Annotated in this window: 23 protein-coding genes; 16 read left to right on the forward strand and 7 right to left on the reverse strand. The window is 69.8% G+C overall.

What is annotated here, in order from left to right:
• Positions 1-3 precede the first annotated feature (3 nt).
• Together glyA and OG579_RS20810 are read left to right on the forward strand one after the other, a co-directional pair.
• A complete protein-coding gene (glyA, locus tag OG579_RS20805) occupies positions 4-1314 on the forward strand; it encodes a serine hydroxymethyltransferase (protein ID WP_328857498.1) in 1311 nt (436 codons plus the stop codon).
• 49 nt (positions 1315-1363) lie between these two features.
• The gene (locus tag OG579_RS20810; protein WP_328857499.1) at positions 1364-2227 is read left to right on the forward strand and encodes an acyl-ACP desaturase; all 864 of its coding nucleotides are present in this window, start codon (positions 1364-1366) and stop codon (positions 2225-2227) included.
• A 23-nt stretch (positions 2228-2250) separates the two neighbouring features.
• Here the strand turns inward: OG579_RS20810 and OG579_RS20815 are convergent, their stop codons facing one another.
• On the reverse strand, positions 2251-3891 hold the full coding sequence (locus OG579_RS20815) for an alkaline phosphatase D family protein (RefSeq protein ID WP_328857500.1): 1641 nt from the start codon (positions 3889-3891) through the stop codon (positions 2251-2253).
• A gap of 347 nt (positions 3892-4238) precedes the next feature.
• Between OG579_RS20815 and OG579_RS20820 the strand changes: the two genes are divergently transcribed.
• The 3 genes from OG579_RS20820 (at position 4239) to OG579_RS20830 (ending at position 7501) form a co-directional block, all read left to right on the forward strand.
• Positions 4239-5537: a PhoH family protein gene (locus OG579_RS20820; RefSeq protein WP_328857501.1), complete on the forward strand. Its 1299-nt coding sequence runs from the start codon at positions 4239-4241 to the stop codon at positions 5535-5537.
• A gap of 151 nt (positions 5538-5688) precedes the next feature.
• Entirely contained in the window at positions 5689-6369 is a 681-nt protein-coding gene (locus OG579_RS20825; RefSeq protein WP_328857502.1) for a L,D-transpeptidase family protein, read from the forward strand.
• 91 nt (positions 6370-6460) lie between these two features.
• On the forward strand, positions 6461-7501 hold the full coding sequence (locus tag OG579_RS20830; RefSeq protein ID WP_328857503.1) for a glycoside hydrolase 5 family protein: 1041 nt from the start codon (positions 6461-6463) through the stop codon (positions 7499-7501).
• 75 nt (positions 7502-7576) lie between these two features.
• Here the strand turns inward: OG579_RS20830 and OG579_RS20835 are convergent, their stop codons facing one another.
• Positions 7577-8983: a class II fumarate hydratase gene (locus OG579_RS20835; RefSeq protein ID WP_328857504.1), complete on the reverse strand. Its 1407-nt coding sequence runs from the start codon at positions 8981-8983 to the stop codon at positions 7577-7579.
• Between the two features lie 63 nt (positions 8984-9046).
• The gene (gene glpX, locus OG579_RS20840) at positions 9047-10060 is read right to left on the reverse strand and encodes a class II fructose-bisphosphatase (protein WP_045822059.1); all 1014 of its coding nucleotides are present in this window, start codon (positions 10058-10060) and stop codon (positions 9047-9049) included.
• A gap of 68 nt (positions 10061-10128) precedes the next feature.
• Here glpX and OG579_RS20845 point away from each other — a divergent pair, with 68 nt between their 5' ends.
• The gene (locus tag OG579_RS20845) at positions 10129-10713 is read left to right on the forward strand and encodes a DUF4245 domain-containing protein (protein ID WP_328857505.1); all 585 of its coding nucleotides are present in this window, start codon (positions 10129-10131) and stop codon (positions 10711-10713) included.
• A gap of 18 nt (positions 10714-10731) precedes the next feature.
• Here OG579_RS20845 and OG579_RS20850 read toward each other — a convergent pair whose 3' ends face one another.
• From OG579_RS20850 to OG579_RS20860, 3 genes are read right to left on the reverse strand one after another with little or no spacing between them, the layout of a single operon-like run.
• Positions 10732-11037: an exodeoxyribonuclease VII small subunit gene (locus OG579_RS20850; protein ID WP_328857506.1), complete on the reverse strand. Its 306-nt coding sequence runs from the start codon at positions 11035-11037 to the stop codon at positions 10732-10734.
• Positions 11038-11039: 2 nt separating this feature from the next.
• The gene (gene xseA, locus OG579_RS20855) at positions 11040-12302 is read right to left on the reverse strand and encodes an exodeoxyribonuclease VII large subunit (RefSeq protein WP_328857507.1); all 1263 of its coding nucleotides are present in this window, start codon (positions 12300-12302) and stop codon (positions 11040-11042) included.
• Positions 12303-12351: 49 nt separating this feature from the next.
• The gene (locus OG579_RS20860) at positions 12352-13230 is read right to left on the reverse strand and encodes a lipid droplet-associated protein (RefSeq protein WP_328857508.1); all 879 of its coding nucleotides are present in this window, start codon (positions 13228-13230) and stop codon (positions 12352-12354) included.
• A 116-nt stretch (positions 13231-13346) separates the two neighbouring features.
• Here OG579_RS20860 and OG579_RS20865 point away from each other — a divergent pair, with 116 nt between their 5' ends.
• The 9 genes from OG579_RS20865 to OG579_RS20905 all read left to right on the forward strand — a co-directional run bounded on the left by OG579_RS20865 (position 13347) and on the right by OG579_RS20905 (position 21218).
• Complete coding sequence (locus OG579_RS20865) at positions 13347-14312, forward strand: 4-hydroxy-3-methylbut-2-enyl diphosphate reductase (protein WP_328857509.1); 966 nt, start codon at positions 13347-13349, stop codon at positions 14310-14312.
• Positions 14313-14321: 9 nt separating this feature from the next.
• Positions 14322-15623 carry a type VII secretion-associated protein gene (locus OG579_RS20870; RefSeq protein WP_328857510.1) on the forward strand — a complete coding sequence of 434 codons (1302 nt, stop codon included), beginning with the start codon at positions 14322-14324 and terminating at the stop codon, positions 15621-15623.
• 188 nt (positions 15624-15811) lie between these two features.
• Entirely contained in the window at positions 15812-16255 is a 444-nt protein-coding gene (rplM, locus tag OG579_RS20875) for a 50S ribosomal protein L13 (RefSeq protein WP_045822065.1), read from the forward strand.
• Between the two features lie 41 nt (positions 16256-16296).
• Positions 16297-16821 (forward strand): 30S ribosomal protein S9, encoded by a 525-nt coding sequence (rpsI, locus tag OG579_RS20880; protein ID WP_328859309.1) that lies wholly within the window; start codon positions 16297-16299, stop codon positions 16819-16821.
• 114 nt (positions 16822-16935) lie between these two features.
• On the forward strand, positions 16936-18288 hold the full coding sequence (gene glmM / locus OG579_RS20885) for a phosphoglucosamine mutase (RefSeq protein WP_328857511.1): 1353 nt from the start codon (positions 16936-16938) through the stop codon (positions 18286-18288).
• The gene (locus tag OG579_RS20890) at positions 18285-19073 is read left to right on the forward strand and encodes an HAD family hydrolase (protein WP_328857512.1); all 789 of its coding nucleotides are present in this window, start codon (positions 18285-18287) and stop codon (positions 19071-19073) included. Before glmM ends, OG579_RS20890 begins: the two co-directional genes overlap by 4 nt.
• 116 nt (positions 19074-19189) lie before the next feature.
• Positions 19190-19501, forward strand: coding sequence for a type VII secretion target (locus OG579_RS20895; RefSeq protein WP_328857513.1), 312 nt, complete (start codon positions 19190-19192; stop codon positions 19499-19501).
• Positions 19498-20973 carry a hypothetical protein gene (locus OG579_RS20900; protein ID WP_328857514.1) on the forward strand — a complete coding sequence of 492 codons (1476 nt, stop codon included), beginning with the start codon at positions 19498-19500 and terminating at the stop codon, positions 20971-20973. Before OG579_RS20895 ends, OG579_RS20900 begins: the two co-directional genes overlap by 4 nt.
• Positions 20970-21218: a hypothetical protein gene (locus OG579_RS20905; protein ID WP_328857515.1), complete on the forward strand. Its 249-nt coding sequence runs from the start codon at positions 20970-20972 to the stop codon at positions 21216-21218. Before OG579_RS20900 ends, OG579_RS20905 begins: the two co-directional genes overlap by 4 nt.
• A 30-nt stretch (positions 21219-21248) precedes the next feature.
• On the opposite strand, the gene OG579_RS20910 is transcribed toward OG579_RS20905, so the two are convergent.
• Positions 21249-22124: a dienelactone hydrolase family protein gene (locus tag OG579_RS20910; protein WP_328857516.1), complete on the reverse strand. Its 876-nt coding sequence runs from the start codon at positions 22122-22124 to the stop codon at positions 21249-21251.
• A 63-nt stretch (positions 22125-22187) separates the two neighbouring features.
• Between OG579_RS20910 and glmS the strand changes: the two genes are divergently transcribed.
• Positions 22188-24050, forward strand: coding sequence for a glutamine--fructose-6-phosphate transaminase (isomerizing) (gene glmS, locus OG579_RS20915; protein WP_055791484.1), 1863 nt, complete (start codon positions 22188-22190; stop codon positions 24048-24050).
• Positions 24051-24055 lie beyond the last annotated feature (5 nt).

A 24055-nucleotide genomic window follows, 5' to 3' on the forward strand; every position in this document is an offset into this window, starting at 1 on the left:
CGCATGACCGACCACGATGTGACCACCGCGTCCCTGGCCGAACTCGACCCCGACGTCGCCGCGGCGATGAACGGTGAGCTCAGTCGGCAGCGCGACACGCTCGAGATGATCGCGTCGGAGAACTTCGTGCCGCGTGCGGTGCTGCAGGCCCAGGGCAGTGTCCTGACCAACAAGTACGCCGAGGGATACCCGGGGCGTCGGTACTACGGCGGGTGTGAGTACGTCGACGTCGTCGAGGACATCGCCCGCGACCGCGCGAAGTCGCTGTTCGGCGCCGAGTTCGCCAACGTCCAGCCGCATTCGGGTGCCTCGGCCAACGCCGCGGTGCTCATGGCGCTGATGGAGCCCGGCGAGAAACTCCTCGGTCTCGACCTCGCCCACGGAGGGCACCTCACGCACGGGATGCGCCTGAACTTCTCGGGGAAGCTCTACGACATCTCGACCTACGGCGTGAGCAAGGAGGACTTCCGCATCGACATGGACGAGGTCCGGTCGATCGCGGTGGAGAACAAGCCCAAGGTCATCGTCGCCGGGTGGTCGGCCTATCCGCGCACCCTGGACTTCGAGGCGTTCCGTTCCATCGCCGACGAGGTCGGCGCGCTGTTGTGGGTCGACATGGCGCACTTCGCCGGACTCGTCGCCGCCGGCGTGCACCCGTCACCGGTGCCCTACGCCGACGTGGTGTCGACCACCGTCCACAAGACCCTCGGTGGTCCCCGCTCGGGTCTGATCCTCGCCAAGAAGGAGTGGGCCAAGAAGCTCAACTCCGCGGTGTTCCCGGGCCAGCAGGGCGGGCCGCTGATGCACGCCGTGGCGGCCAAGGCAGTGACGTTCAAGATCGCCGCGACCGAGGAGTTCGCCGAGCGTCAGCGCCGCACCCTCGAGGGCGCGCGCATCCTCGCCGACCGCCTCACCGGCGCCGACGTCTCGGGCGCGGGGGTGTCGGTGCTGACCGGCGGCACCGACGTCCACCTCGTGCTGGCCGATCTGCGCAACAGCGAACTCGACGGCCAGCAGGCCGAGGATCTGCTGCACCAGGTCGGGATCACCGTCAACCGCAACGCCGTACCGTTCGATCCCCGCCCGCCGATGGTGACCTCCGGACTGCGGATCGGTACGCCGGCCCTGGCCACGCGCGGGTTCGGCACCGAGCAGTTCACCGAGGTCGCCGACATCATCGGCACGGCGCTCGCCGCAGGCACCGACGCCGACGTCACCGCGCTGCGCAGCCGGGTGTCGCAGCTGGCCCTGGACTTCCCGCTGTACGACGGACTCGAGGACTGGGGGATGCTCAGCACCCCCGCGCGCGTCTAGTGGACGGGGTCGTTTCCCTCTCGCGGGCGCAGTCACTATCCTGACCAGCGTGACTTCAATCGCCGACGACGAACTGATCATGGTCCTCGAGAAGGCGCTGCCTGAGATCGCCGAGGAACACGAACGCAATTCGATCACGTGGAACCCGCACGACCTCGTGCCGTGGGACGAGGGCCGCAACTTCTCGTTCCTCGGCGGCGACGACTGGGAGCCCGGCGAGTCGACGATGTCCGACGAGGTCCGCGCGGCGGTTCTCGCGCTGCTGATGACCAAGGAGAACCTGCCGTCGTTCCATCGCGTGCTGGGTATCCACTTCCCGCCGTTCTCGGAGTGGCGTGCGCTGGTCGGCCGGTGGACCGCCGAGGACAACCGGCACTCCATCGCTCTGCGTGACCACCTCGTGGTGACCCGTCAGATCGATCCCGAACGCGTCGAGGCGCTGCGCCTGTCGCACGTCACGCAGGGATATCAGCAGAACCCCGAGTCGCGCACCATGTCCCCGGCCTACGTCCTCGCCACGATGGCCGTCCACGAGAACCAGAGCGTCGCGTTCGCGAACCGTCTGGCCGAGAAGGTCGAGACCGAGAGCCTCGCCGGGATCCTGCGCAACGTCGCCAAGGACGACGAGGTGCAGGCGTCGACGTTCGCCTCGTTCCTCAACGCGACGCTCAACGCCCAGCCCGACGCCACCGTCATCGCGGTCGCCACCGCTCTCGACAACGCCGTACCGATCGGCGCCGACATCTCCGGCTTCGAGGCCGAGCAGGCCCTCATCACGGAGTACGGCGACGAGTCGGTGCTGGTCGGTGTCGCGAAGACCCTGGTCGAGCAGCTCGGACTGCGTTCGCTCGACGGACTGTCCGACGAGGCCGAGGCGGCCCGCCAGAAACTGCTCACCCGCGCGGACAGCTGACGCCCGCGGGCGCCGCGGCCCGTCTAGGTCGACACTTCGGCGCGTGCCCGCCCGTCGGGGATGGTGACCGTCGCCCGGCGGTGGAGCGTGGTGCGCGGGTCGGCGATCGAGTCGGCGACCCGGAACTCCGCCTCCCACTGCGTCCGCGTGACACGGTTCAGCACGTAGCCGCGCTGGGCGTTGCCGAACCGCACGTGGGGTGAGGCGGCCTTGAGCAGCTTGTCCGATGCGTCGCTGTCGGCACCGTCCTTGCCCGATGCGATCGATGTCCCCGCGAGTTCGATTCCCACCGTGGGGGATTCGCGAGTGTAGGTCGACCGCAGGTCGGAGACCACGTTGCGGTGGATGTCGCCGACGATGGACACCAGGTTGCGCACGCCTCGCTGCCGCGCCCCGTCGAGGATCCGCGCGCGCGACGCCTCGTAGCCGCTCCAGCCGTCCATGCTCACCACGCGACGCCCGTCGACCTGTCGAGCGAGGTCGGCGATGGTCGTCTGGTGGGCGAGCACGTTCCACCGGCGTCCACTGTTCCCGAGGCCGTCGAGGATCCACTTCTCCTGCCGCGCACCGGTGATGGTGCGGCGCGGGTCGGCGGTCTGTGCGTCCTGCGGGGAATCGTTGTCGCCGTTGACCTGGTCGCTGCGGTATTGGCGGGTGTCGAGGACAGAGAACCGCGCGAGATCGCCGAAGTCGAAGCGTCGGTAGGCCTGCACGTCGGCACCGCGGGGGCGTTGGGCGGCACGTACCGGGGTGTTCTCCCACCAGGCCTTCATCGCGCCGGCGCGGCGGAGGAGGAACTCGGGGATCGGTGCGTTGTCCTCCGAGATCGGGCCCGCCCAGTTGTTCTCCACCTCGTGGTCGTCGAAGACGGTGATGAACGGACTGGCCCGATGCGCCTGCTGCAGTTGGGGATCGAGCTTGTACAGCGCGTAGCGGTCGCGATAGTCGTCGAGCGCCATCATCTCTCGGGCACATGATTCGGGCAGGGCCACCGAGGTGCGGCGTCCGCTGCCGACGATGCCCTTCTCGTACACGTAGTCGCCGAGATGGAAGACGACATCGGGTGCCGCTGCGGCCATGTCGGCGAACGCGTTGAAGTATCCGTCACCCCACGACTGGCACGACGCCCACGCGAACGTCAATGCCGCGAGCGGTGATCCGGGCGCGGGGGCGGTGCGTGTGCGACCGACGTCGGAGACGTGGCCGTCGGCGCGGAAGCGGTAGAAGTAGTCGCGCGCGGGGGCGAGTCCGTGTACGTCGACGTGCACGCTGTGACCGTCGGCCGCGGTCGCCAGCGCTACGCCCCGGCGCAGCACCGACCGCATGGCCTCGTCGCCGGCGAGTTCCCACTCGACGAGCACGGGTCGCTGTCCCATACCGCCGCCGCGGGCCAGGGGATCTGCGGCCAGCCGTGTCCACAGCACCACGCCGTCGGGAAGCGGATCACCCGACGCCACCCCCAGGGAGAAGAGGTGGTCGCCCCGTGAAGGGGACGGACCGATGGGTGCGGCGTCGGCGACGAGCCCCGGGGTGAAGGCCAGCGCGCCGGCGACACCGGTCCAGGTGAGGAAGCGACGCCGGGAGACCCCTGCGTGCAGGGTCTTGTCGGGGCCGACGGTGATGTTCGTGGCGTCGCGCGACGATGCGGAGAGACGGTTGCTCATGCGTACAACCCGACCAGTCCGTGCTGGACCGCTCGCGACCTGCGTACGACGCGTCGATGACCGGTTCGTGAAGATCGACTCCCCGCGTACCGCGCGGTGTGAACACCGGCCGAACGGCGGTCCGCGGCGCGTTACGCGTTGTTCACGAACACGCGGTCTCGCCTGACGCGAAAGTCGGCCGCGCCGGGCGTACGTTCAGCAGTGACGGACCGCGGGGAAGTGGTTCGTCCGGGAGGTTCTATTCGTGGTTTGGTCACACACCGCGAGGGGACCGGCCCCGGTCCCTGTACCGGCCCGGTCCTGTCGAAACTGCCTGCGCGGGAGCCGCGTCGGCCGAGGAGCCCTTCGTGACCACACGCACCTATGTCCTTGACACCTCTGTGCTGCTGTCCGACCCCTGGGCGGTGACGCGATTCGCCGAGCATCGCGTCGTCCTTCCCCTGGTGGTGATCAGCGAACTGGAGGGCAAACGGCATCACCACGAGCTGGGATGGTTTGCGCGCGAGGCGTTGCGGATGCTCGACGATCTCCGTCTGGAGCACGGTCGGCTCGATCTGCCGGTCCCGATCGGTGACGAGGACGGCACCGTCCAGGTCGAGCTCAACCACACCGATCCGGCCGTGCTGCCCGCGGGGTTCCGCACCGACACCAACGATTCGCGAATCCTCGCCTGCGCGTTGAACCTCCGCGCCGAGGGCAAGGATGTCGTGTTGGTCTCCAAGGACACCCCGTTGCGTGTGAAGGCCGGTGCCGTCGGCCTCGCCGCCGACGAGTACCACGCGCAGGACGTGGTGGTGTCGGGCTGGTCGGGGATGGCCGAGGTGGAGGTCGACTCCGGTGACATCGACAGGTTGTTCGCCGAGGGCGTGACCGACATCGACGTCGCGCGGGAGATGCCGTGCCACACCGGCGTTCGGCTCCTCGGGGGCTCCTCGAGCGCACTGGGTCGGGTGAACGCCGACAAGCAGGTCCAGCTCGTGCGCGGCGAGCGCGAGGCGTTCGGGCTGCGCGGGCGTTCGGCCGAGCAGCGCGTCGCGCTCGACCTCTTGCTCGACGAGAGCGTGGGCATCGTGTCTCTCGGCGGCAAGGCAGGTACCGGAAAGTCGGCGCTGGCGCTGTGCGCGGGACTCGAGGCGGTGCTCGAACGACGAACCCACCGCAAGGTGGTCGTCTTCCGCCCGCTCTACGCCGTCGGCGGCCAGCAGCTCGGATACCTTCCGGGCAGCGAGGCCGACAAGATGGGCCCGTGGGCGCAGGCGGTGTTCGACACCCTCGAGGGACTGGCCTCGACCGAGGTCATCGAGGAGGTCCTCAGCCGCGGGATGCTCGAGGTGCTGCCGCTGACCCACATCCGCGGTCGGTCGCTGCACGACTCGTTCGTGATCGTCGACGAGGCGCAGTCGCTGGAACGTAACGTCCTGCTGACGGTGTTGTCGCGCTTGGGATCCGGCTCGCGGGTGGTGTTGACCCACGATGTCGCCCAGCGAGACAATCTCCGGGTCGGCCGTCACGACGGTGTCGCCGCGGTGATCGAGAAGCTCAAGGGGCACCCGCTCTTCGCCCACATCACCCTCACCCGCTCGGAGCGGTCGCCGATCGCGGCGCTCGTCACCGAGATGCTCGAGGAGTTCGCGCCGGGAGCCTGAGCGCCGGCAGCGCGGCTCAGGAGTAAGCCAGCTCACACGCCGATCGGTGACCGTATATCTGCTGTGTTGTGACCGCGCGGATATCGATTACCGGTCGGCGTGCTCGCATACTTCTCTGGTGTCTGAGTTACGTATGTGGTCAATGTTGCGCATGAGGTCTGCCCTCACCGCGCTGTCCCTGTCGGTTCTCGTGGTCGCCGGCGGCGCCCTGGGATCGGCGTCCGCCTCCGCCGACCCCGTGGTCGCCGGCCCGGTCGATTTCCCGTCGACCACGCAGATGGTCACCGTCTCGGTGGCCAAGCGATCGGACACCACCGGGACCCTGACCGCCTACGACAAGGTCGACGGCGTGTGGCGTCCGGTCATCGGGCCGGTGAAGGCGTTCGTGGGCTCGATGGGCATCGGCGTCCCCAAGGACGACGTACCGCGTACTCCCGAGGGCACCTTCGCCTTCGACCAGGCCTTCGGCCGCCAGGCGAACCCGGGCACGAAGATGCCGTACTTCCAGGCCGACACCCAGGACTGGTGGGACGAGTTCCCCTCGTCACCCACCTACAACACCCACGTTCGACAGGTCGCGAGCCCCGGCGGCGACAGCGAGAACCTCTACACCAGCGGCCCGGTCTACGACTACGCGGTCAACATCGCCCACAACCCGCAGCGTCGTCCCGGATACGCCTCGGGCATCTTCCTGCACGTCACCGACGGCAACCCCACCCAGGGATGTGTCGCGATCGACAGGGCGACGATGATCTCGGTCCTCAAATGGCTCGATCCCGCACGCGACCCGGTGATCGACATCGGCGTCGTCGGTGCAGCGCAGACGGCGTAGACGACACCGCAAAGAGGACAAGGCCGGTCATACGGTCGGACGACAGGTTCTCGATGCGCGGAATCCACGTACCCAATGCAAGAATGACCGCATGCAACGCTCTTCTTTGCGAGTCTTCATCGTCGGTGTGGTCTCCGCAATCGCTCTGGCGCTCTTCTCGGTACCGACGGCCTCGGCCGCTCCGCTGGTCCCCGCGGCCGGGTACGGCTTCACCGAGGGTGCCCTGATCACCACGTTGTCCCAGCAGGACATCGATCGTGAGATGAACACCGTCGCGCAGACCAACGCGAGTTGGTTCCGGGTGCTGATCGACCGCAGCACCATCGAGAAGAGCCCCGGCGTCTACGACTGGTCGGGCACCGACCGCGTCGTGAACGCGGCCCGTTCGCGCGGACTGCGGATCATCGGTCTCATCGCCTTCACCCCGTTCTTCCAGGGCGGCGGGATCCTGCGCACCGCACCGCCGGCGCGTGCCACCGATTTCTCCGACTTCGTCGGCAAGGCCGTGCAGCGCTACCGCGGCAGCTCGAACACGTGGGAGATCTGGAACGAACCGAACCTGCCGGCCTTCTTCGGTCTGGTGCCGAACAAGCCGCAGCGCTACACCGAACTGCTGCGCGCGAGCTACCCGGTCATCAAGCGGATCCAACCGCAGTCGACCGTGATCGCCGCGGGTCTGAGCCGCATCTCCGGCACCGACTCACCGCCGCAGTTCATCGCCGACATGTACAAGGCCGGCGCGCGCCCGTTCTTCGATGCCGCCGCCCTGCACCCGTACGTGTTCCCGAACGGGATCGCGAACGCCCCCGACAACGCCATCTCCGACGTCGCCCGGGTGCGCGCACTCATGGTCGCCAACGGTGACGCGAACAAGAAGATCTGGTTCACCGAGATCGGCGCCCCCAGCAACGGTCCGGGCCGAGGTGGCAACACACCCGAGCAGCAGCGCGATCAGATCCGCGACCTCCTCGCCTTCATCGCGCGTCTGCCCTACGCGGGACCGGCGATCATCTACAGCATCCGTGACTTCTCGAGTGATCCCCGCACTCTCGGCGATCGCGAGACCCGGTTCGGCGCCCTGCTGACCCAGGACTACAAGCTCAAGCCGACGTACTTCCTGCTCAAGAAGTAGTCACCCGCGACCGAAACAGCCTCCCGCGACCATCCTGATGGTCGCGGGAGGCTGTTTCGGTCGCGCCGGGTCTTGTTACCGCTCGTGGTCGAGGTTGGCCATCTTCAGCACGTCGAGGCGGGCGTCGAGTTCGGCTTCGGAGAGCGTGTCGCCGATCAGTCCGCGATCGATCACCGTCTGGCGGATCGTCTTGCCCTCCTTGAGGGCCTGCTTGGCGACGGCGGCCGCCTCCTCGTAGCCGATGGCCGAGTTGAGCGGTGTCACGATCGATGGCGAGCTCTCGGCGAGGGTCTTGAGGTGGTCGGTGTTGGCCTCGAGGCCGCTGATGCAGCGGTCGGCGAACAGGCGGGACACGTTGGCCAGCAGCTTGAGTGACTCGAGGACGTTGCGCGCCATCATGGGGATGTACACGTTGAGCTCGAAGGCGCCGTTGCCGCCACCCCAGGTGACGGCGGCGTCGTTGCCGATGACCTGTGCCGCGACCTGCGTGACCGCCTCGGGCAGAACGGGATTGACCTTGCCGGGCATGATCGAGCTGCCGGGCTGCAGATCGGGCAGACGGATCTCGCCGAGACCGGTCAGCGGCCCCGAACCCATCCAGCGGACGTCGTTGGCGATCTTGGTGAGCGACACCGCGATGGTCTTGAGGACACCGGAGAGCTCGACGAGACCGTCGCGTGCGGCCTGGGCCTCGAAGTTGTCCTTGGCGAGGCTGAGGTGCTCGACACCGGTGCGCCACACGAGATCTGCGACGACCTTCGTGCCGAAGCCGGCGGGTGCGTTGAGTCCGGTACCGACGGCGGTGCCGCCGATGGGCAGCTCGCCGACACGCACGAGTGATGCCTCGACGCGCTCGATGCCGGCCTCGATCTGACGGGCGTACCCGCCGAACTCCTGGCCGAGGGTGACCGGCACGGCATCCATCAGGTGGGTGCGACCGGACTTGACGACCTCGCGCCACTGCGTCGCCTTGCCGACCAGAGCCTCATGAAGATGCGCGAGAGCCGGGACGAGGTCGGTGGCAGCGGCTTCGGTGGCCGCGACGTGGGTGGCGGTGGGGAAGGTGTCGTTCGACGACTGCGACATGTTCACGTGATCGTTGGGGTGGACCTCGACGCCGTTCGACTTCGCGATCGACGCGATGACCTCGTTGGCGTTCATGTTCGAGCTGGTCCCCGAGCCGGTCTGGAACACGTCGATCGGGAACTGGTCGTCGTGCGCACCGTCGGCGATCTCGGTGGCCGCGGCGATGATGGCGTCGGCCTTGTCGGCGTCGAGGAGCTCGAGGTCCTTGTTGACCTGTGCGCACGCCGCCTTCAGCAGACCCATCGCGCGGATCTGGGTGCGCTCGAGCGGACGGTGCGAGATCGGGAAGTTCTCGACAGCGCGCTGCGTCTGGGCTCGCCACAGAGCGGCCGCGGGAACGCGGACCTCGCCCATCGTGTCGTGTTCGATGCGGTATTCGGTGGCGTCGTTGCTCATGTTGGGTACCCTAACGGGCCGCCGCGCACCGCGCCGCGACAGCCCTCGTCGCCGCGGGGGCGGTCAGTCGCCGGGGCCGAGGTCGACCGAGGCGAACTCGCGCAGCTTCGCCAACTGGTGCACACCCTCGATGTGGCGGATGGTGCCCGACTTCGACCGCATGACCAGCGACCGGGTGGTCGCGCCGTTGCGGCGGTAGGTGACCCCGCGCAGCATGTCGCCGTTGGTGACGCCGGTGGCGCAGAAGAACATGTTCTCGCCGCTGACGAGATCGTCGGTCTTGAGGACCCGACCGAGATCGTGTCCGGCGTCGATCGCCTTCTGCTTCTCCTCGTCGTCGCGCGGCCACAGGCGTGCCTGGATCTCTCCGCCCATGCACTTCATCGAGACCGCGGTGATGATGCCCTCGGGCGTACCGCCGATGCCCATGAGCATGTCGACGGAGCTGTACTCGCCGGCCGCGGCGATGGCGCCTGCGACGTCGCCGTCGGAGATGAGGCGCACCTTCGCGCCGGCGGCGCGGATCTCACCGATCAGATCGGCGTGGCGCGGACGGTCGAGCACGACGACGGTCACGTCACCGACCTCGATGCCCTTGGCGTCGGCGACGGCGCGGACGTTCCACTCGACGGGCTTGGTGATGTCGATCGATCCGGCGGCCTCGGGACCGACGGCGATCTTCTCCATGTAGAACACCGCCGACGGGTCGAACATGGTGCCGCGCTCGGACACCGCGATGACGGCGATCGAGTTGGGGCGGCCCTCGGCCATCAGGGTGGTGCCGTCGATCGGGTCGACGGCGACGTCGACCTCGGGCCCCTGGCCGTTGCCGACCTCCTCGCCGTTGTAGAGCATCGGCGCCTCGTCCTTCTCGCCCTCACCGATGACCACCACGCCGCGCATCGACACCGTCGACAGCAGTTCGCGCATCGCGTCGACAGCGGCCTTGTCGCCACCGTTCTTGTCTCCGCGACCCACCCACCGGCCCGCGGCCAGCGCCGCGGCCTCGGTCACACGCACCAGCTCCATCGCCAGGTTGCGGTCCGGGGCCTGCGGGTTACGGGTGGGGGTGGACATCTACGGCCTCCTGGGGTCGTCTGGTGTGGTGGGGTAATCCTGTCACGAGCGGGGTGGATACTGGTCTGGTGGCTGCCAAACCCCGGATCCTCACCGATCACAAGGACATGATCTGGTCGCTGATACCGCTCATAGCGATCTGCGCCATCATCGCCGTCGTCTCGGGCAACTGCTCGGTGGGTCTCACCGGGGGTGCGAGCGACGACAAGACGCCCGCCTACGACGTACGGGCCGGGCTCACCGCCAACGCCGCGTCGCTGCCGTTCCCGGTACGTCTGCCCGAGACACCGCAGGGCTGGAAGCCCAACACCGGCAGCACCGCGGGCATCGACGCCACCTCGGTGAGCAACACCGGATACCTCACCACCGACGGCGCGTACATGCAGCTCAGCCAGACCAACGCGCCCGAGGACTCGCTGGTCGGATATCTGTCACCGGGCCAGGCCCTGGGCCGCGGGACCATCACGGTCGGCGAGAAGCAGTGGGTGCAGTACCGCACCGACAACGACCGGTCGATCTGGGTCGCCAACCTCGGCGACGTCCGCATCGGGCTCTACAGCAAGGGCGGTGACGGGGACTTCACCACGATGGCCATGGCGGTCCTGGCCGCCCCCGTCATCCCGCGCAGCGCGCTGCCCGTCCCGACGGGATAGGCCGCGGCGCGCGGGCGCTCAGTCGTCGAGGTCGTCGTCATCGGCGAGATCGCCGTCTGCGTCGTCCGCGTCGACGTCACCGAGCGCGGTCTCGATCCGCTCGCGAGCACCCTCGAGATGTTCCTCACATCGGCGCGCCAACGCCTCGCCGCGTTCCCACAACGTCAGCGACGCATCGAGATCGAGGCCGCCCTGCTCGAGGGTCCGCACCACACCGATCAACTCGTCGCGCGCCTGTTCGTAGCCCAGCGACTCGATCGACTCCTCGGCGTCCGACCCCCCGGAACTTCCGTCGGTCGCGGCGTCGGGCTTGCGGGTGGCCATGATCAGCGGTCCTCACGTCGGGTGATGGGTTTCTCGGCGGCCTGCATGACCGCGGCGCGCATCGCGCCGTCGGCCACGCGGACCCGGATCTGCGACCCGATGGGCATGTCGTCGACCGAACCGACCACGTGTGGGGGGTCGTCGCCCGAGATGCGTTGCACCACGGCGTAACCGCGGGCGAGGGTCTGTGCGGGTCCCAGTGTGGCCACCCGCGACGACAGGTTCTCGATGCGCTGCTCCTCGTAGCCCACGAAACGCGCCACCTCGCGGCGCAACTCGCCGCGGGCGCGCTCGATGCCGGCCACGCGTTCGTCGATCATGCGCAGGGGATCGGCGAGTACCGGCCGGGCACGCAGGCCCGCGAGCCCGTGCTGCTCGCGCGATACCCAGTTCCGCAGCGCGCCGGCGCATCTCGCACGCAGCTCACCCAGCAGGGCCAGTTCGGCGGCGACATCGGGAACCACGCGTTTGGCGGCGTCGGTCGGGGTCGCGGCACGCAGATCGGCCACGAGGTCCAACAGCGGGTGGTCGGGTTCGTGGCCGATCGCCGAGACGATCGGCGTGCGGGCCCGCGACACCGCGCGGCACAGGGCCTCGTCGGAGAACGGCAACAGATCCTCCACCGAACCACCGCCACGGGCGATCACGATGACCGACACCGACCGATCCGAGTCGAGATCGGCGAGAGCCTTGAGTATCGCCGGCACCGCCGTCGGTCCCTGAACGGGCGTGTTGCGCACCACCATCCGAACCGACGGCCACCGGCCCTGCGCGACGCTCACCACGTCCCGCTCGGCCGCACTGGCCCGTCCGGTGATCACACCGACGCCGTGCGGCAGGAAGGGCAGTGGTCGTTTGAGCCGGTCGTCGAAGAGTCCCTCGGCGGCGAGAAGGCGGCGCAGACGCTCGATGCGCGCGAGGAGTTCCCCGATGCCGACGGGCCGGATCTCGGTGACCCGCAACGAGATCGTCGCCCGCCCGGCGTAGAAGCTGGGTCGACCGGCCATGATGACGCGGGCACCCTCGGTCAGCGGTACCTCACAGCGGTCGATCACCGTCGGCGAGCACGTGATGGTCAACGAGATGTCGGCCGACGGGTCCCGCAGCTGCAGGAACGCCGTCTTCGTGCCCGGCCGTCGGCTGATCTGGGTGATCTGACCCTCCACCCACACCTGCCCGAGCCGGTGGATCCAGTCACCGATCTTGGCGTTGAGCGTCCGCACCGGCCACGGCGCCTCCGGTGTGGACTTGCCGGGCGCGGTCACCGTGTGGAGAAACGGGTTCGGGAGTCGGCGGGGACGGTGTCCACGCTGATCACTTCGCCGATGCGGCGGTGATCCGGTTGTCGAGCATCGTCTGGAACGGGGCGCGTCCGCGGTGGCCGCGCTCGTAGTCGGCCAGCGCGCGCAGGTCGTCGAGATCGACCGAACGGATCTTCGCCCGCAGCTGGGCGAGGGTGAGGGCGTCGTAGTCGAGGAACTCGACGATCTCGGGGGCATCGGCCGCCGGGGCGGCGGGGGAGGACTCGACGTCGGACTGCAGCACGGTCTCGGGGGCAGAGCTGTAGAGCGCGAAACGGCCCTTGCCCGGGGCGCCGGTCTCGTCGTCCGATGCGTTCGCGGCCGGTGCCTTCGCGGCGGCCTTCTTCGCGGGCGCCTTGGCCGGGGCCTTCTTCGCGGGTGCCTTCGAAGCAGCGGCCTTCTTGGCGGGTGCCTTCTTCGCCGGGGCTTTCTTCACCGGCGGGGTGGGCTCGACGGTCTCGGCCTGGTGCTCGGGCATGTCGGCGGGTGTTGCCGCCGCGGCACCCGGTGCGGCCGAGATCGGCGTGACGGTGGCGCCGCCGTCGGCGTCGGCGGTCCGGCTGTCGTCGGGCTCCGGCGAGTCACCGGCGTCCTGGGCGGCGGCAGGGGAGCGGTCGGCGCGTGTCGGCGACGGGTCCATGAACGCGTCGTCGTCGTCGAAGGTCGCCCACTCGGGCTTCTCCTCGGCGCGGTGGAAGAGGGTGTCGAACACCTCGTCGCCCTTGATGGCCAGTTCGGCGATGTTCTGTTGCCACCGCATCGCCGCCTGCACCGTGGAGCTCACGGCGGTCATGGGCAGTGTGACCGCGGTGGTGGGAAGCTTTTTCGTCTCCTCGATCGCGGTCACTATCAGACCGGTGACCACTCGAGCCGCAAACGGTGGGCGAAACATGGCTCAACTCTGCCTCATCAGGGCGGCGGTGACCACTGACGGGGTGGTCGCCGACACCATCGGCGTCGGATCCGCCGGAACCCCGACCATCGAACGGGGGCCGTAGGCTGGAGTACATGACCACCACTGCCGAGCCCACCAAGCGAGTGCTGTTGGCCGAGCCGCGCGGATACTGCGCCGGCGTGGACCGCGCCATCGAGACCGTCGAGAAGGCCCTCGAGAAGCACGGCGCGCCCGTCTACGTCCGCAAGGAGATCGTCCACAACCGCCACGTGGTGGAGACGTTGACCGAGAAGGGCGTCGTCTTCGTCGACGAGACCGACGAGGTGCCCGAGGGCCAGCTCGTCGTGTTCTCCGCGCACGGTGTGTCGCCCGCCGTCCACGAGACGGCGGCGTCGCGCAACCTGCGCACCATCGACGCGACCTGCCCCCTGGTGACCAAGGTGCACCAGGAGGCCAAGCGTTTCGCCCGCGACGACTTCGACATCCTGCTCATCGGCCACGAGGGCCACGAGGAGGTCGAGGGCACCGCGGGTGAGGCCCCCGAGCACATCCAGCTCGTCGACGGACCCCAGAGCGTCGACGGCGTCACCGTCCGCGACGAGTCGAAGGTGATCTGGCTGTCGCAGACCACGCTGTCGGTCGACGAGACGATGGAGACGGTGTCGAAGCTGCGCGAGCGGTTCCCGCTGCTGCAGGACCCGCCGAGCGACGACATCTGCTACGCCACCCAGAACCGTCAGGTCGCGGTCAAGGCCATGGCCCCGCACTGCGACCTCCTCATCGTCGTCGGGTCGACGAACTCCTCGAACTCGGTCCGGCTGGTCGAGGTGGCGCTGCAGGCCGGCGCCCGGGCCTCGTACCTGGTGGACTACGCCCGCGACATCGACACCAGCTGGTTCGAGGGCGCGCAGACCGTCGGTGTCACCTCGGGCGCCTCCGTGCCCGAGGTGCTGGTGCGCGGTGTCGTGGACCTGCTCGCCGAGCACGGTTACGGCTCGGTCGAGACCGTGACCACCGCCAACGAGACGCTCACCTTCGCCCTGCCGCGCGAACTGCGACCGGCCCGCAGCGCGGGCTGAGGACCACCGGTGTCGGGGGACGCCCACGAACGATCCGAAAACGCCGACCACCGCGACACCGTGACGGTCGAGCGGTCGCCCGTCGTCGATGTCGCCTACGCGCGACTCGAGGTCGGCGGGCGACCCGGTGTGCGGGTCGGCACCCTCATCGAGTCGATCGACAGCGACCACGTCCAGCTCCACGGCGCCCCGCGCGGGATCGGTGACGCGTGGGCGCAGGCGTTCGGCGACGTCGTCGGACCGCACCTGCCGCAGTCGCTCACCATCGCCCACCCCACCACGTGGGGGAGTCGACGCGCGGGGATCGTGATCGACGGGGCGAGGACCGTCGTCGCACGCGCCGCAGCCGCGACGACCGTGCACGCCGCCCCTCGCGCCGTCCTCGTGGCGGCGACCCATCTCGAACCGTCGGCGCGGGTCTGCGTGGTGGCCGAGACCCACGACGGCCGCCTCGACGTGCATCGCATCACCCGCGACGACGACGGATGGCACGTGGCACGGACCGACGTCCTCGACGACCCCTCCGACCCCGCGGTCGTGGGCGAGCTGGTCGACGACACGGTCGAGGCGATCCTCGTCGACGGCGACAACCGTGACCGGCTCGCCGCCGCGATCCGCCTGTTCGAGGACGCGACCCCGACCGGCCGTGTGGCCGCCGTCGAACGGGCACTGATCCACCGATTCGGGGGAGAGGTGCTCCCCTCGAGCCCACCGCCGCGACCCCCCGACACCACCGCCGCACGAGGGCCGAGCCGTCGCGCCCTCGTCGTCGGCGCGGTCGCCGTCGGTGTCGTGATCGCCGCCGTCGTCGCGGGCACGGTCGCCTTCGGCGGGTCCGACGACACGCCCTCGGTGACCGCGGCCCCGGCGACCTCGGTACGCGCCGACGTGGGCCGGGTGTCAATGGTGGTGCCCGTCGACTGGCGCCGCACGAGCGACGCCGTCGACGACACCGGCGCCATCCCCTTCACCACCTTCGCCGCGCGCACCGACGACCGCCGGATCATCGTCGTGCAGAACGCGGTGCGGATCGATTCGACCCCGACGACGGTCGCGACCAGCCTGCGCAACCGGCTGCGGCAGAGCGGCGGTGACACCGTGTCGGAGTTCTCGGCCGTCACCCGGTACGCCGACCGCGACGTGATCAGCTACCGGGAGACGCCCGGCTCGGGTGCGGCGATCCGGTGGTACGTGATGGTCTCGGCGGCACTGCAGGTGAGCGTCGGGTGCCAACCCGGTACCCGCGGTGAGTCCGTCGACGACGCGTGCGCCGCCGCGGTCGGCTCGGTCACGATCGCGCCGCTGCGCTGAGGAGCATCAGAGCAGGTGAGGCGCCCAGGGAGGCGTTTTGACCGGCCCGGGGCGACCCCGTACTCTGAACCGCTGGTGCGCGGCACCCCGCCATGCGGGGCGAACCGGGTCCCCGGGTCCCCACTGGTCGCCGGGAATCACCCCGCCGTCGCATCCGACCAGCTCCACACCAACGGAACGGAACACCTGTGTCCACCTACACCCCGAAGGCCGGTGACATCACGCACGCGTGGCACGTCATCGACGCCACCGACGTGGTGCTCGGCCGGCTCGCCGTGCAGACCGCCCATCTGCTGCGCGGCAAGCACAAGCCGACCTACGCCCCGCACATGGACGGCGGTGACTTCGTCGTCATCATCAACGCCGAGAAGATCGTGCTCACCAGCAACAAGGCCGAGCGCAAGCTCAACTACCGGCACTCCGGGCATCCGGGTGGTCTCACCTCGCGTACCACCGCACAGCTGCTCGAGACCCACCCCGAGCGCGTGATCGAGAAGGCCGTCAACGGCATGCTCCCCAAGACCAAGCTGGGTCGGGCGATGTTCGGCAAGCTCAAGGTCTACGCCGGCCCCGACCACCCCCATGCGGCACAGCGTCCCGCTCCCTTCGAGATCAAGCAGGTGTCCCAGTGACCGAGCCCCAGTCCGACGTGTCCCCGTCGACAGAGAACACCATCGGCGATGCCGTCGAGGGTGAGTACGCCCCGGTCGATGTCGCCGCGGCCGAGGTCGCCAGCGACGACTACGTGGTCGACGAGGCCACCGGTACCGAGGCGCTCGACGCCACCCCGGCGCCGGCCCCGATCCACCTCGACCGTCCGATCCAGACCGTCGGTCGCCGCAAGGAGGCCGTCGTCCGCGTGCGGATGGCCCCCGGTTCGGGTCAGTTCACGCTGAACGGCCGCACCCTCGAGGCGTACTTCCCCAACAAGGTGCACCAGCAGCTGATCAAGGCCCCGCTGGTCATCGTCGAGCGCACCGAGTCGTTCGACGTCCACGCCAAGCTCGTCGGCGGCGGACCGTCGGGACAGGCCGGCGCGCTGCGTCTGGCGATCGCCCGCGCCCTCATCGAGGTCGCCCCCGACGATCGTCCCGCGCTCAAGAAGGCCGGGTTCCTCACCCGTGACCCGCGCGCGGTCGAGCGCAAGAAGTACGGCCTCAAGAAGGCCCGCAAGGCATCGCAGTACTCCAAGCGTTGATCACGGCGCCTGTGCGCTGATCTCCGCCTGCACCGAGCAGGTGTTCAGGATCCTCTGGACACCTGCTCGAGTGCGTTCTGTGACACCTTTCTCCCGATCGAACAGGGGTACCCCATGGGACGACTCTTCGGCACCGACGGCGTTCGCGGTCTCGCCAACGCCGACCTCACACCCGAGCTGGCCGTGAGCGTGGCCCGCGCGGCCGCCGACGTGCTGGCCACGCCGTCCACCGACGTCGGCTCCCGTCCCCTGGCGGTCGTCGGGCGTGATCCGCGAGCCTCCGGTGAGATGCTCGAGGCCGCAGTCTGCGCCGGTCTCGCCGCCGCCGGGGTCGACGCGTTGCGCGTGGGTGTGCTGCCGACGCCCGCCGTCGCCTTCCTCACCGATCATCACCGCGCCGCCTTCGGCGTGATGATCTCGGCGTCGCACAATCCCATGCCCGACAACGGGATCAAGCTCTTCGCCGCCGGCGGCCACAAGCTCGCCGACGACATCGAGGAGCGCATCGAGGCGGCGATCGCCGCCCCCGCGGACGCTCTGACACGGCCGGTGGGCGCGGGCATCGGCCGGATCCTCGATGCCGCCGACGCCGCGCGCCCCTACCTCGACCACCTCGCCGCCGCGGTGTCCGCACCCCTCGACGGCATCACCGTCGTCGTCGACTGTGCCCACGGCGCAGCGAGTCTCACCGCCCCGGCCGCCTACCGTGCGGCCGGCGCCACCGTCATCCCACTGAACGCCGAGCCCGACGGGCTCAACATCAACGACGGGTGCGGCTCGACCCACCTCGACGTGATCCGCAAGGCCGTCATCGAGCACGGCGCCGACATCGGGTTGGCCCACGACGGCGATGCCGACCGCTGTCTCGCCGTCGACGCGACCGGTGACGTCGTCGACGGCGACGCGATCCTGGCGGTGCTCGCGGTGGCGATGAAAGAGTCGAACACGCTGACGCACAACACCCTCGTCGCCACCGTGATGAGCAACCTCGGCCTGCACATCGCGATGCGGTCGGCCGGTATCGACCTGCGCACCACCGCCGTCGGCGACCGGTACGTGTTGGAGGAACTGCGCTCGGGTGCGTTCGCGCTCGGCGGCGAGCAGTCCGGACACGTGGTGCTCCCGTCGTTCGCCACCACCGGCGACGGCATCCTGACCGGGCTGATGCTGATGGCGCGCATGGCGCAGACCGGACGCGATCTGGCCGACCTGGCGTCGGTCATCACCACGCTGCCGCAGATCCTCATCAACGTCCCCGTCGCCGACAAGGACGCCGTCGCCGGTGCGGAATCGGTGCGCGAGGCGGTCGTCACCGCCGGCGCCGAACTCGGCGATTCCGGGCGAGTTCTGTTGCGCCCGTCGGGAACCGAGCAACTCGTGCGAGTGATGGTGGAGGCGACCACCGCGCACGAGGCCGACAGCATCGCCCGGCGGATCGCCGACGTCGTCGGATCGGTCGGGCAGTGACCGGAGACGACGGGCGGTCTCCGACCGGGGACGACGGGCGGTCTCCGACCGGGGACGACGGGCGGTCTCCGACCGGGGACGACGGGCGGTCTCCGACCGGGAAACCCGCGGCGGTCCTCTTCGACTTCTCGGGCACCCTGTTCCGCTTCACCGAGCGGGCCGAGTGGTTCACCGAGCTCCATGACGAGGACGGCGCCCCGATCGACGGGCACCTGCAGGCGGAGTTGATCCGCCGGATGACGGCCCCCACCGGTGTACCCGCGGAACTCGACGACGAGATGCGCGCGGCCTGGCTGCGCCGCGACCTCGATCCCGCTCTGCACCGGGCGTCCTATCTCGCGGTGCTGCGCGCATCAGGTCTTGCCGTGCCCGGCCACGCCGAATCCCTGTACGAGCGGGTCCTCGCCGCCGAGTCGTGGGATGCCTACCCCGACACGGTGTCGGCGCTGACACTGCTGGCCGAGCGCAGCATCGCCATCGGCATCGTCAGCAACATCGCCTTCGACCTGCGGGCGGTGTTCGCCCGCCACGGCGTCGACCACCTCGTCGACGTGTGGGCGCTGTCGCACGAGGTCGGGATCACCAAACCCGATGCGGGGATCTTCCGATTCGCGACCGATCACCTCGACGTCGATCCCTCCCGCACGCTGATGATCGGTGACAGCGAGGAGGCCGACGGCGGCGCACGCGGCATCGGTTGCTCGTTCGCCCTCGTCGAACCCCTCCCGGTGCCCGACCGCCCACGCGCGCTCCTCGACGCACTGTCCGCGGCGCACATCGCCTGAGGCGCCTGCCCACCGATCTGTCGTATCAGGGGAACCCATCGGGCCCGGTCGGCGTCCTATCATCGTCGAACCGAGAATCGGCGGGTCAGGGACGGACAGAGGGACAGGGGGCGCGCATGGACGAGTCGTTGCGGATCGACGTCGGCGGCGTCGTGGAACTGGCCGACGAGGTGCATCGGGCCGGCGAGTCGCTCGCCGCCGCCACACGCGCCGTCGACATGCCGGTGTTCGGCCCCCGATCGGTCGGCGCCGCATACCTCGGCCACGCCGAGGCGTACGTCGCGGGCATGCACGCACTGCACCGGGAGATCTCGGCGATGTGTTCGTCGATCGAGCGGCTCGCCGACGGATCGCGCACGGCGGCAGCTGTTCTCGCCGACACCGACTCTGGATCTGCCGGCCGGATCGGTGGATCGGGACTGCCATGACCACCGCACAACCCATCGACAACCGTGTCGACACCCTGCGTCCCGCCGCGCTGGCGGGGCTGCGCTGGTTCGCGGTCGTGCGCCCCATCGCCACCGCGATCGGGGTGGCGGTCCCCTCCGACGCCGACCTCGCCGCCCGGTTCGAGGTGACCGAAGGGATCGACCTGTCCGCGCTCATCCACGACGCGTCGGCCCTGCGGTCGGTCGTCACGGCCGCCACCGACGCCACCAGGAGCGTCGATGCCGTCGGTGACCGGATCCCCGCGGTGTGGACCGGCGTGGCCTCCGACGCCATGGGCGCGGCACTCGACCGACACGTGGTGCGGGCCGACGACGCCATCGATCAGATCCGCGACGTCGCCACCACCGTCGAGGCGACGGCTGCGGCCCTCTCACGTGTGCTGGTCGCGAAGTACCTCTCGATCGCGGCCCTCGCGACCGACCTCGTGGCGGGTCGTCCGATGACGTCGGTCACGGTCGCCGACGCCGAGGAGAACCGCGATGCGATCGCGGCCGACATCGCCGCCAAGACAGCGTTGTTCGGTGCCGCCGTCGAGGTCGCCGACGCCGCCGTCGGTGAGATCCTCACCGTCCTCGCCGCGTCGTTCGAGGGACTCGCGACCCGCGCGCCGTATCCGGACGGTCTCACCGTCGTGGCGCAGGGCGTCCGATCCCACCGCCCGACGTCCCCTCTCGGCGGGACGCGAACCGACATCGCGCTCGCGGCACCCGCGGGCGGGGCGGTGTCGCGAGCGGTCGCGCCGACAGGTCGAACCGGCGGCGGTCGCGGTGACGGGGCCCGCATCGTCGAGCCCGACGTCGCGCCGGCCGGCGTGGGGCACCCGGCGACGATCGGGGGAGTCGACCCGGTACCGCTGGCGTCGGCCCTGGCCCAGGCCGCCGTGGCGTCGGTATCCGCGGTGGGGATGGCGGCCGCCGGGGGACTCGGCGCCGTGTTGAACCTCGCCGTCGAGGCACTCGGTGGCGCGCAGGATCAGGGCCGCGGTGGCCTCCTGCCCGACGCGTCCACGAGATCTGGTCCGACGCTGTCGCTGAACCTCGACCTCGGCCTCGACATCGGCCACGACCAGGACCAGGGCCGTGATCGCGACGCCGGCGACTCGGATCACCCGCGCGACACCGCGCCCGAGGGCCCGCAACCGAGATCGGTGCCGCGCGCGGTCGTGCCCGAGACCGTGTCGCCACCCGCCCCGCCGTCACCCTCTCCGGTGTCGCCGACTCCGCCGACGCCTGCGCCGGCAACGCCGTTCGTCGACGAGGAGAGCCGGGAGGCACCGACGCCTCCCGATCCGCTGTCACGTCCCGAGCCGACCGTCGGCCCCGGTTCGTCGGCCGAACCGAGAGTCCGTCCCGATCGCGTCGAGGAGCCCGCCGCCGACACGAGCCGTCCACCGCGTGCGAGCCCCGACCCCGGAGACGACGGCGGTCTGGCGCTGGCCGGTGACCGGTGAGACCCGCCGATCAGATCGAGGAGATCCTGCACACGGCGACCGAGACGCTGGAACGTGCACGCAACCGTCACCACCGCGCGTCGATCACGGCCGCGCAGGCGTGGCGGGACCCGGCGCCCTCTGATGACGATCCGGACGACGACGATCGCACCGAACGCGACTCCGACGGTCGCGACCGCGACCCGGGTGAGGACAACGTGAAGGTGCGGCGCCGACGACCGATCCTGGACTCCGAACCGCGATGACCGGGGCCCGGTGAAGCGGGAGCCGCCGGGTCAGCTGCGCAGCAGGCGGGTGATCGGATCGGTGGTGTCGATCTCGACACCGGCGGGATCGACGGTCTCGAGCTTGCCGATGGCGACCGACGGGTCGGCGAAGTCGGAGTAGGTGGGGTCGCCGATCGCGGTCTTGCCGCGTACCGCCGTGCCCCCGAGGTGCGCGAGCAGGAATCCGGTCAGCATGGCGCGCGTGGCCTTCTGCGTCTTCGAGTGGTCCGAGCCGTCGCCCAGGCGCTTGCGCACGCTGAACCCCTCGGCGAGTCCGCGGTTGGTCGACTTCGGGACCGTGCGCAGCGCGACCCGGTCACCCTGCAAAGAGTTGCGCAGCGCCAGCGCGTTGGAGGTGATGCCGTCGAGGTCCTTCGGCGCCGCGAGGATCAGCGCCGGCACGCGGGCGCGGTGCGCGGCGGGCAGTACCGCCGGCCCGGTCGGGGCGGGGAACAGTGCGGCCAGCGCCTTCGCTCGCTGTGAGTCGCCGGCGGCGAGGACGGCCGCCGAGGCGCCGAGACCGTGTCCGGCCAGTGCGAGTCGCTCGGGGTGCACGGTGATCGCACCGGAGCCCAGTCGAACACTCGAGATGATCGCCAGCGCGGTCTCGAGATCGACGGCGAGTGCGCGGTCCGACGCCAGCGGGCCGCGCTCGGTGTCGGGGACGGCGACGACGATGCCCCACGAGGCGAGGTGCTCGAGGGTGTCGCGGTACTGCCTGCTGTGGGTGAGCCATCCGTGGCCGAACGCCACGCCGGGCAGGTCGTTGCCCGATTCGGGGGTGTAGACCAGGCCCGGGAGTCCGACGATGGCCATGTCGCCCCGCAGCACACGGTGCGGTCCGCGACGGGACAGCTGCGCAAACAACTTCTTCACCGAGGTCACGGCTCGACCCTATGACACCCGGGGTGCCGAACGTGCCGCCCGACCCCCGGTAACCTGTGTCGAATGTGCGGAATCGTCGGATACGTGGGTCACCGGGACGCCCTGGAGATCGTCGTGGAGGCCCTGCGCCGGATGGAGTACCGCGGATACGACTCCGCGGGCGTCGCCATTCTCGACGGAGCCGGTCACACCGCCGTCGAGAAGAAGGCCGGTCGGCTCGAGAACCTCGACAAGCAGCTCGCGACGGTGGGTCGCGAGGCGTTCGCGGGTACCAGCGGGATGGGCCACACACGGTGGGCGACCCACGGGCGGCCCACCGACCGCAACGCCCACCCGCACGTGAGCCGGGACGGCAAGTTCGCCGTGGTCCACAACGGGATCATCGAGAACTACGCCGCGCTGCGCGCCGAGGTGGAGGCGGCCGGGGTCGAGTTCAGCTCCGACACCGACACCGAGACCGCGGTCCACATGCTCGACCTCGAGTACGCCAACGGTGCGAATGCGGGTGACTTCGTCGCGTCGGCCTACGCCGTCCTCGGTCGGCTCGAGGGTGCGTTCACGCTGGTGTTCACCCATTCCGATCACCCGGGCACCATCGTCGCCGCCCGGCGGTCGACCCCGCTGGTGGTCGGCGTCGGGGTGAACGAGATGTTCGTGGGCTCCGATGTCGCCGCGTTCATCGAGCACACGCGCGACGCCGTCGAGCTCGGACACGACCAGGTGGTCGTCATCACCGCCGAGCGCTACACCATCACCGACTTCGACGGCACGCCGCAGGAGGGCAAGCCGTTCCACATCGACTGGGATCTCGCCGCCGCCGAGAAGGGTGGCCACGACTTCTTCATGCTCAAGGAGATCGCCGAGCAGCCGCAGGCGCTCGCCGACACCCTCGTGGGCCACTTCGAGAACGGTCGCATCGTCCTCGACGAGCAACGCATCACCGATCAGGACCTGCGCGACATCGACAAGATCTTCGTCGTCGCGTGTGGCACCGCCTATCACGCGGGCATGTTGGCGAAGTACGCGATCGAGCACTGGACCCGGCTGCCGGTCGAGGTCGAGTTGGCCAGCGAGTTCCGCTACCGCGATCCGGTCCTCGACCGCTCCACGCTCGTGGTCGCCATCTCGCAGTCGGGGGAGACCGCCGACACCCTCGAGGCGGTCAGGCACGCCAAGGAACAGAAGGCGCGCGTGCTGGCGATCTGCAACACCAACGGTGCGCAGATCCCGCGGGAGTCCGATGCGGTGCTCTACACCCACGCCGGACCCGAGATCGGCGTCGCGTCGACCAAGTGTTTCCTCGCGCAGATCGCCGCGGCGTACCTCGTCGGCCTGGCGCTCGCGCAGGCCCGGGGTACGAAATACCCCGACGAGGTCGCGCGCGAGTTCCGTGAGCTCGAGCAGATGCCGCACGCGGTCGAGCGCGTTCTCGAGACCGTCGAACCCGTTCGTGCCCTGGCCCGTTCGCTCGTCGACGCGCGCACCGTGCTGTTCCTGGGACGCCACGTCGGCTATCCGGTGGCGCTCGAGGGCGCGCTCAAGCTCAAGGAACTGGCCTACATGCACGCCGAGGGCTTCGCGGCGGGCGAGCTCAAGCACGGCCCCATCGCGCTCATCGAGGACGGCCTGCCGGTGATCATCGTGATGCCGTCGCCGAGTGGCCGACCGCTGCTGCACTCGAAGATGGTCAGCAACATCCGGGAGATCCAGGCGCGCGGCGCCCGCACCATCGTCATCGCCGAGGAGGGCGATGTCGCCGTGGCCGGGTTCGCCGATCACCTCATCGAGATCCCGGTGACCTCGACCCTGTTGCAACCGCTGGTCTCCACCGTGCCACTGCAGGTGTTCGCCGCGGCGGTCGCGCAGGCGCGCGGTTACGACGTCGACAAGCCGAGGAACCTCGCCAAATCGGTGACGGTCGAGTAGTCGGC

Source organism: Williamsia herbipolensis, from assembly GCF_036153515.1.
Taxonomy (GTDB): domain Bacteria; phylum Actinomycetota; class Actinomycetes; order Mycobacteriales; family Mycobacteriaceae; genus Williamsia_A; species Williamsia_A herbipolensis.

Bases quoted from the DNA above. Each gene is read 5' to 3' on its own strand.
- glyA (WP_328857498.1), top strand. From the start codon at position 4: ATGACCGACCACGATGTGACCACCGCGTCCCTGGCCGAACTCGACCCC.
- OG579_RS20815 (WP_328857500.1), bottom strand. From the start codon at position 3,891: ATGAGCAACCGTCTCTCCGCATCGTCGCGCGACGCCACGAACATCACC.
- OG579_RS20825 (WP_328857502.1), top strand. From the start codon at position 5,689: ATGAGGTCTGCCCTCACCGCGCTGTCCCTGTCGGTTCTCGTGGTCGCC.
- OG579_RS20830 (WP_328857503.1), top strand. From the start codon at position 6,461: ATGCAACGCTCTTCTTTGCGAGTCTTCATCGTCGGTGTGGTCTCCGCA.
- OG579_RS20835 (WP_328857504.1), bottom strand. From the start codon at position 8,983: ATGAGCAACGACGCCACCGAATACCGCATCGAACACGACACGATGGGC.
- glpX (WP_045822059.1), bottom strand. From the start codon at position 10,060: ATGTCCACCCCCACCCGTAACCCGCAGGCCCCGGACCGCAACCTGGCG.
- OG579_RS20850 (WP_328857506.1), bottom strand. From the start codon at position 11,037: ATGGCCACCCGCAAGCCCGACGCCGCGACCGACGGAAGTTCCGGGGGG.
- OG579_RS20860 (WP_328857508.1), bottom strand. From the start codon at position 13,230: ATGTTTCGCCCACCGTTTGCGGCTCGAGTGGTCACCGGTCTGATAGTG.
- OG579_RS20865 (WP_328857509.1), top strand. From the start codon at position 13,347: ATGACCACCACTGCCGAGCCCACCAAGCGAGTGCTGTTGGCCGAGCCG.
- glmM (WP_328857511.1), top strand. From the start codon at position 16,936: ATGGGACGACTCTTCGGCACCGACGGCGTTCGCGGTCTCGCCAACGCC.
- OG579_RS20895 (WP_328857513.1), top strand. From the start codon at position 19,190: ATGGACGAGTCGTTGCGGATCGACGTCGGCGGCGTCGTGGAACTGGCC.
- OG579_RS20900 (WP_328857514.1), top strand. From the start codon at position 19,498: ATGACCACCGCACAACCCATCGACAACCGTGTCGACACCCTGCGTCCC.
- glmS (WP_055791484.1), top strand. From the start codon at position 22,188: ATGTGCGGAATCGTCGGATACGTGGGTCACCGGGACGCCCTGGAGATC.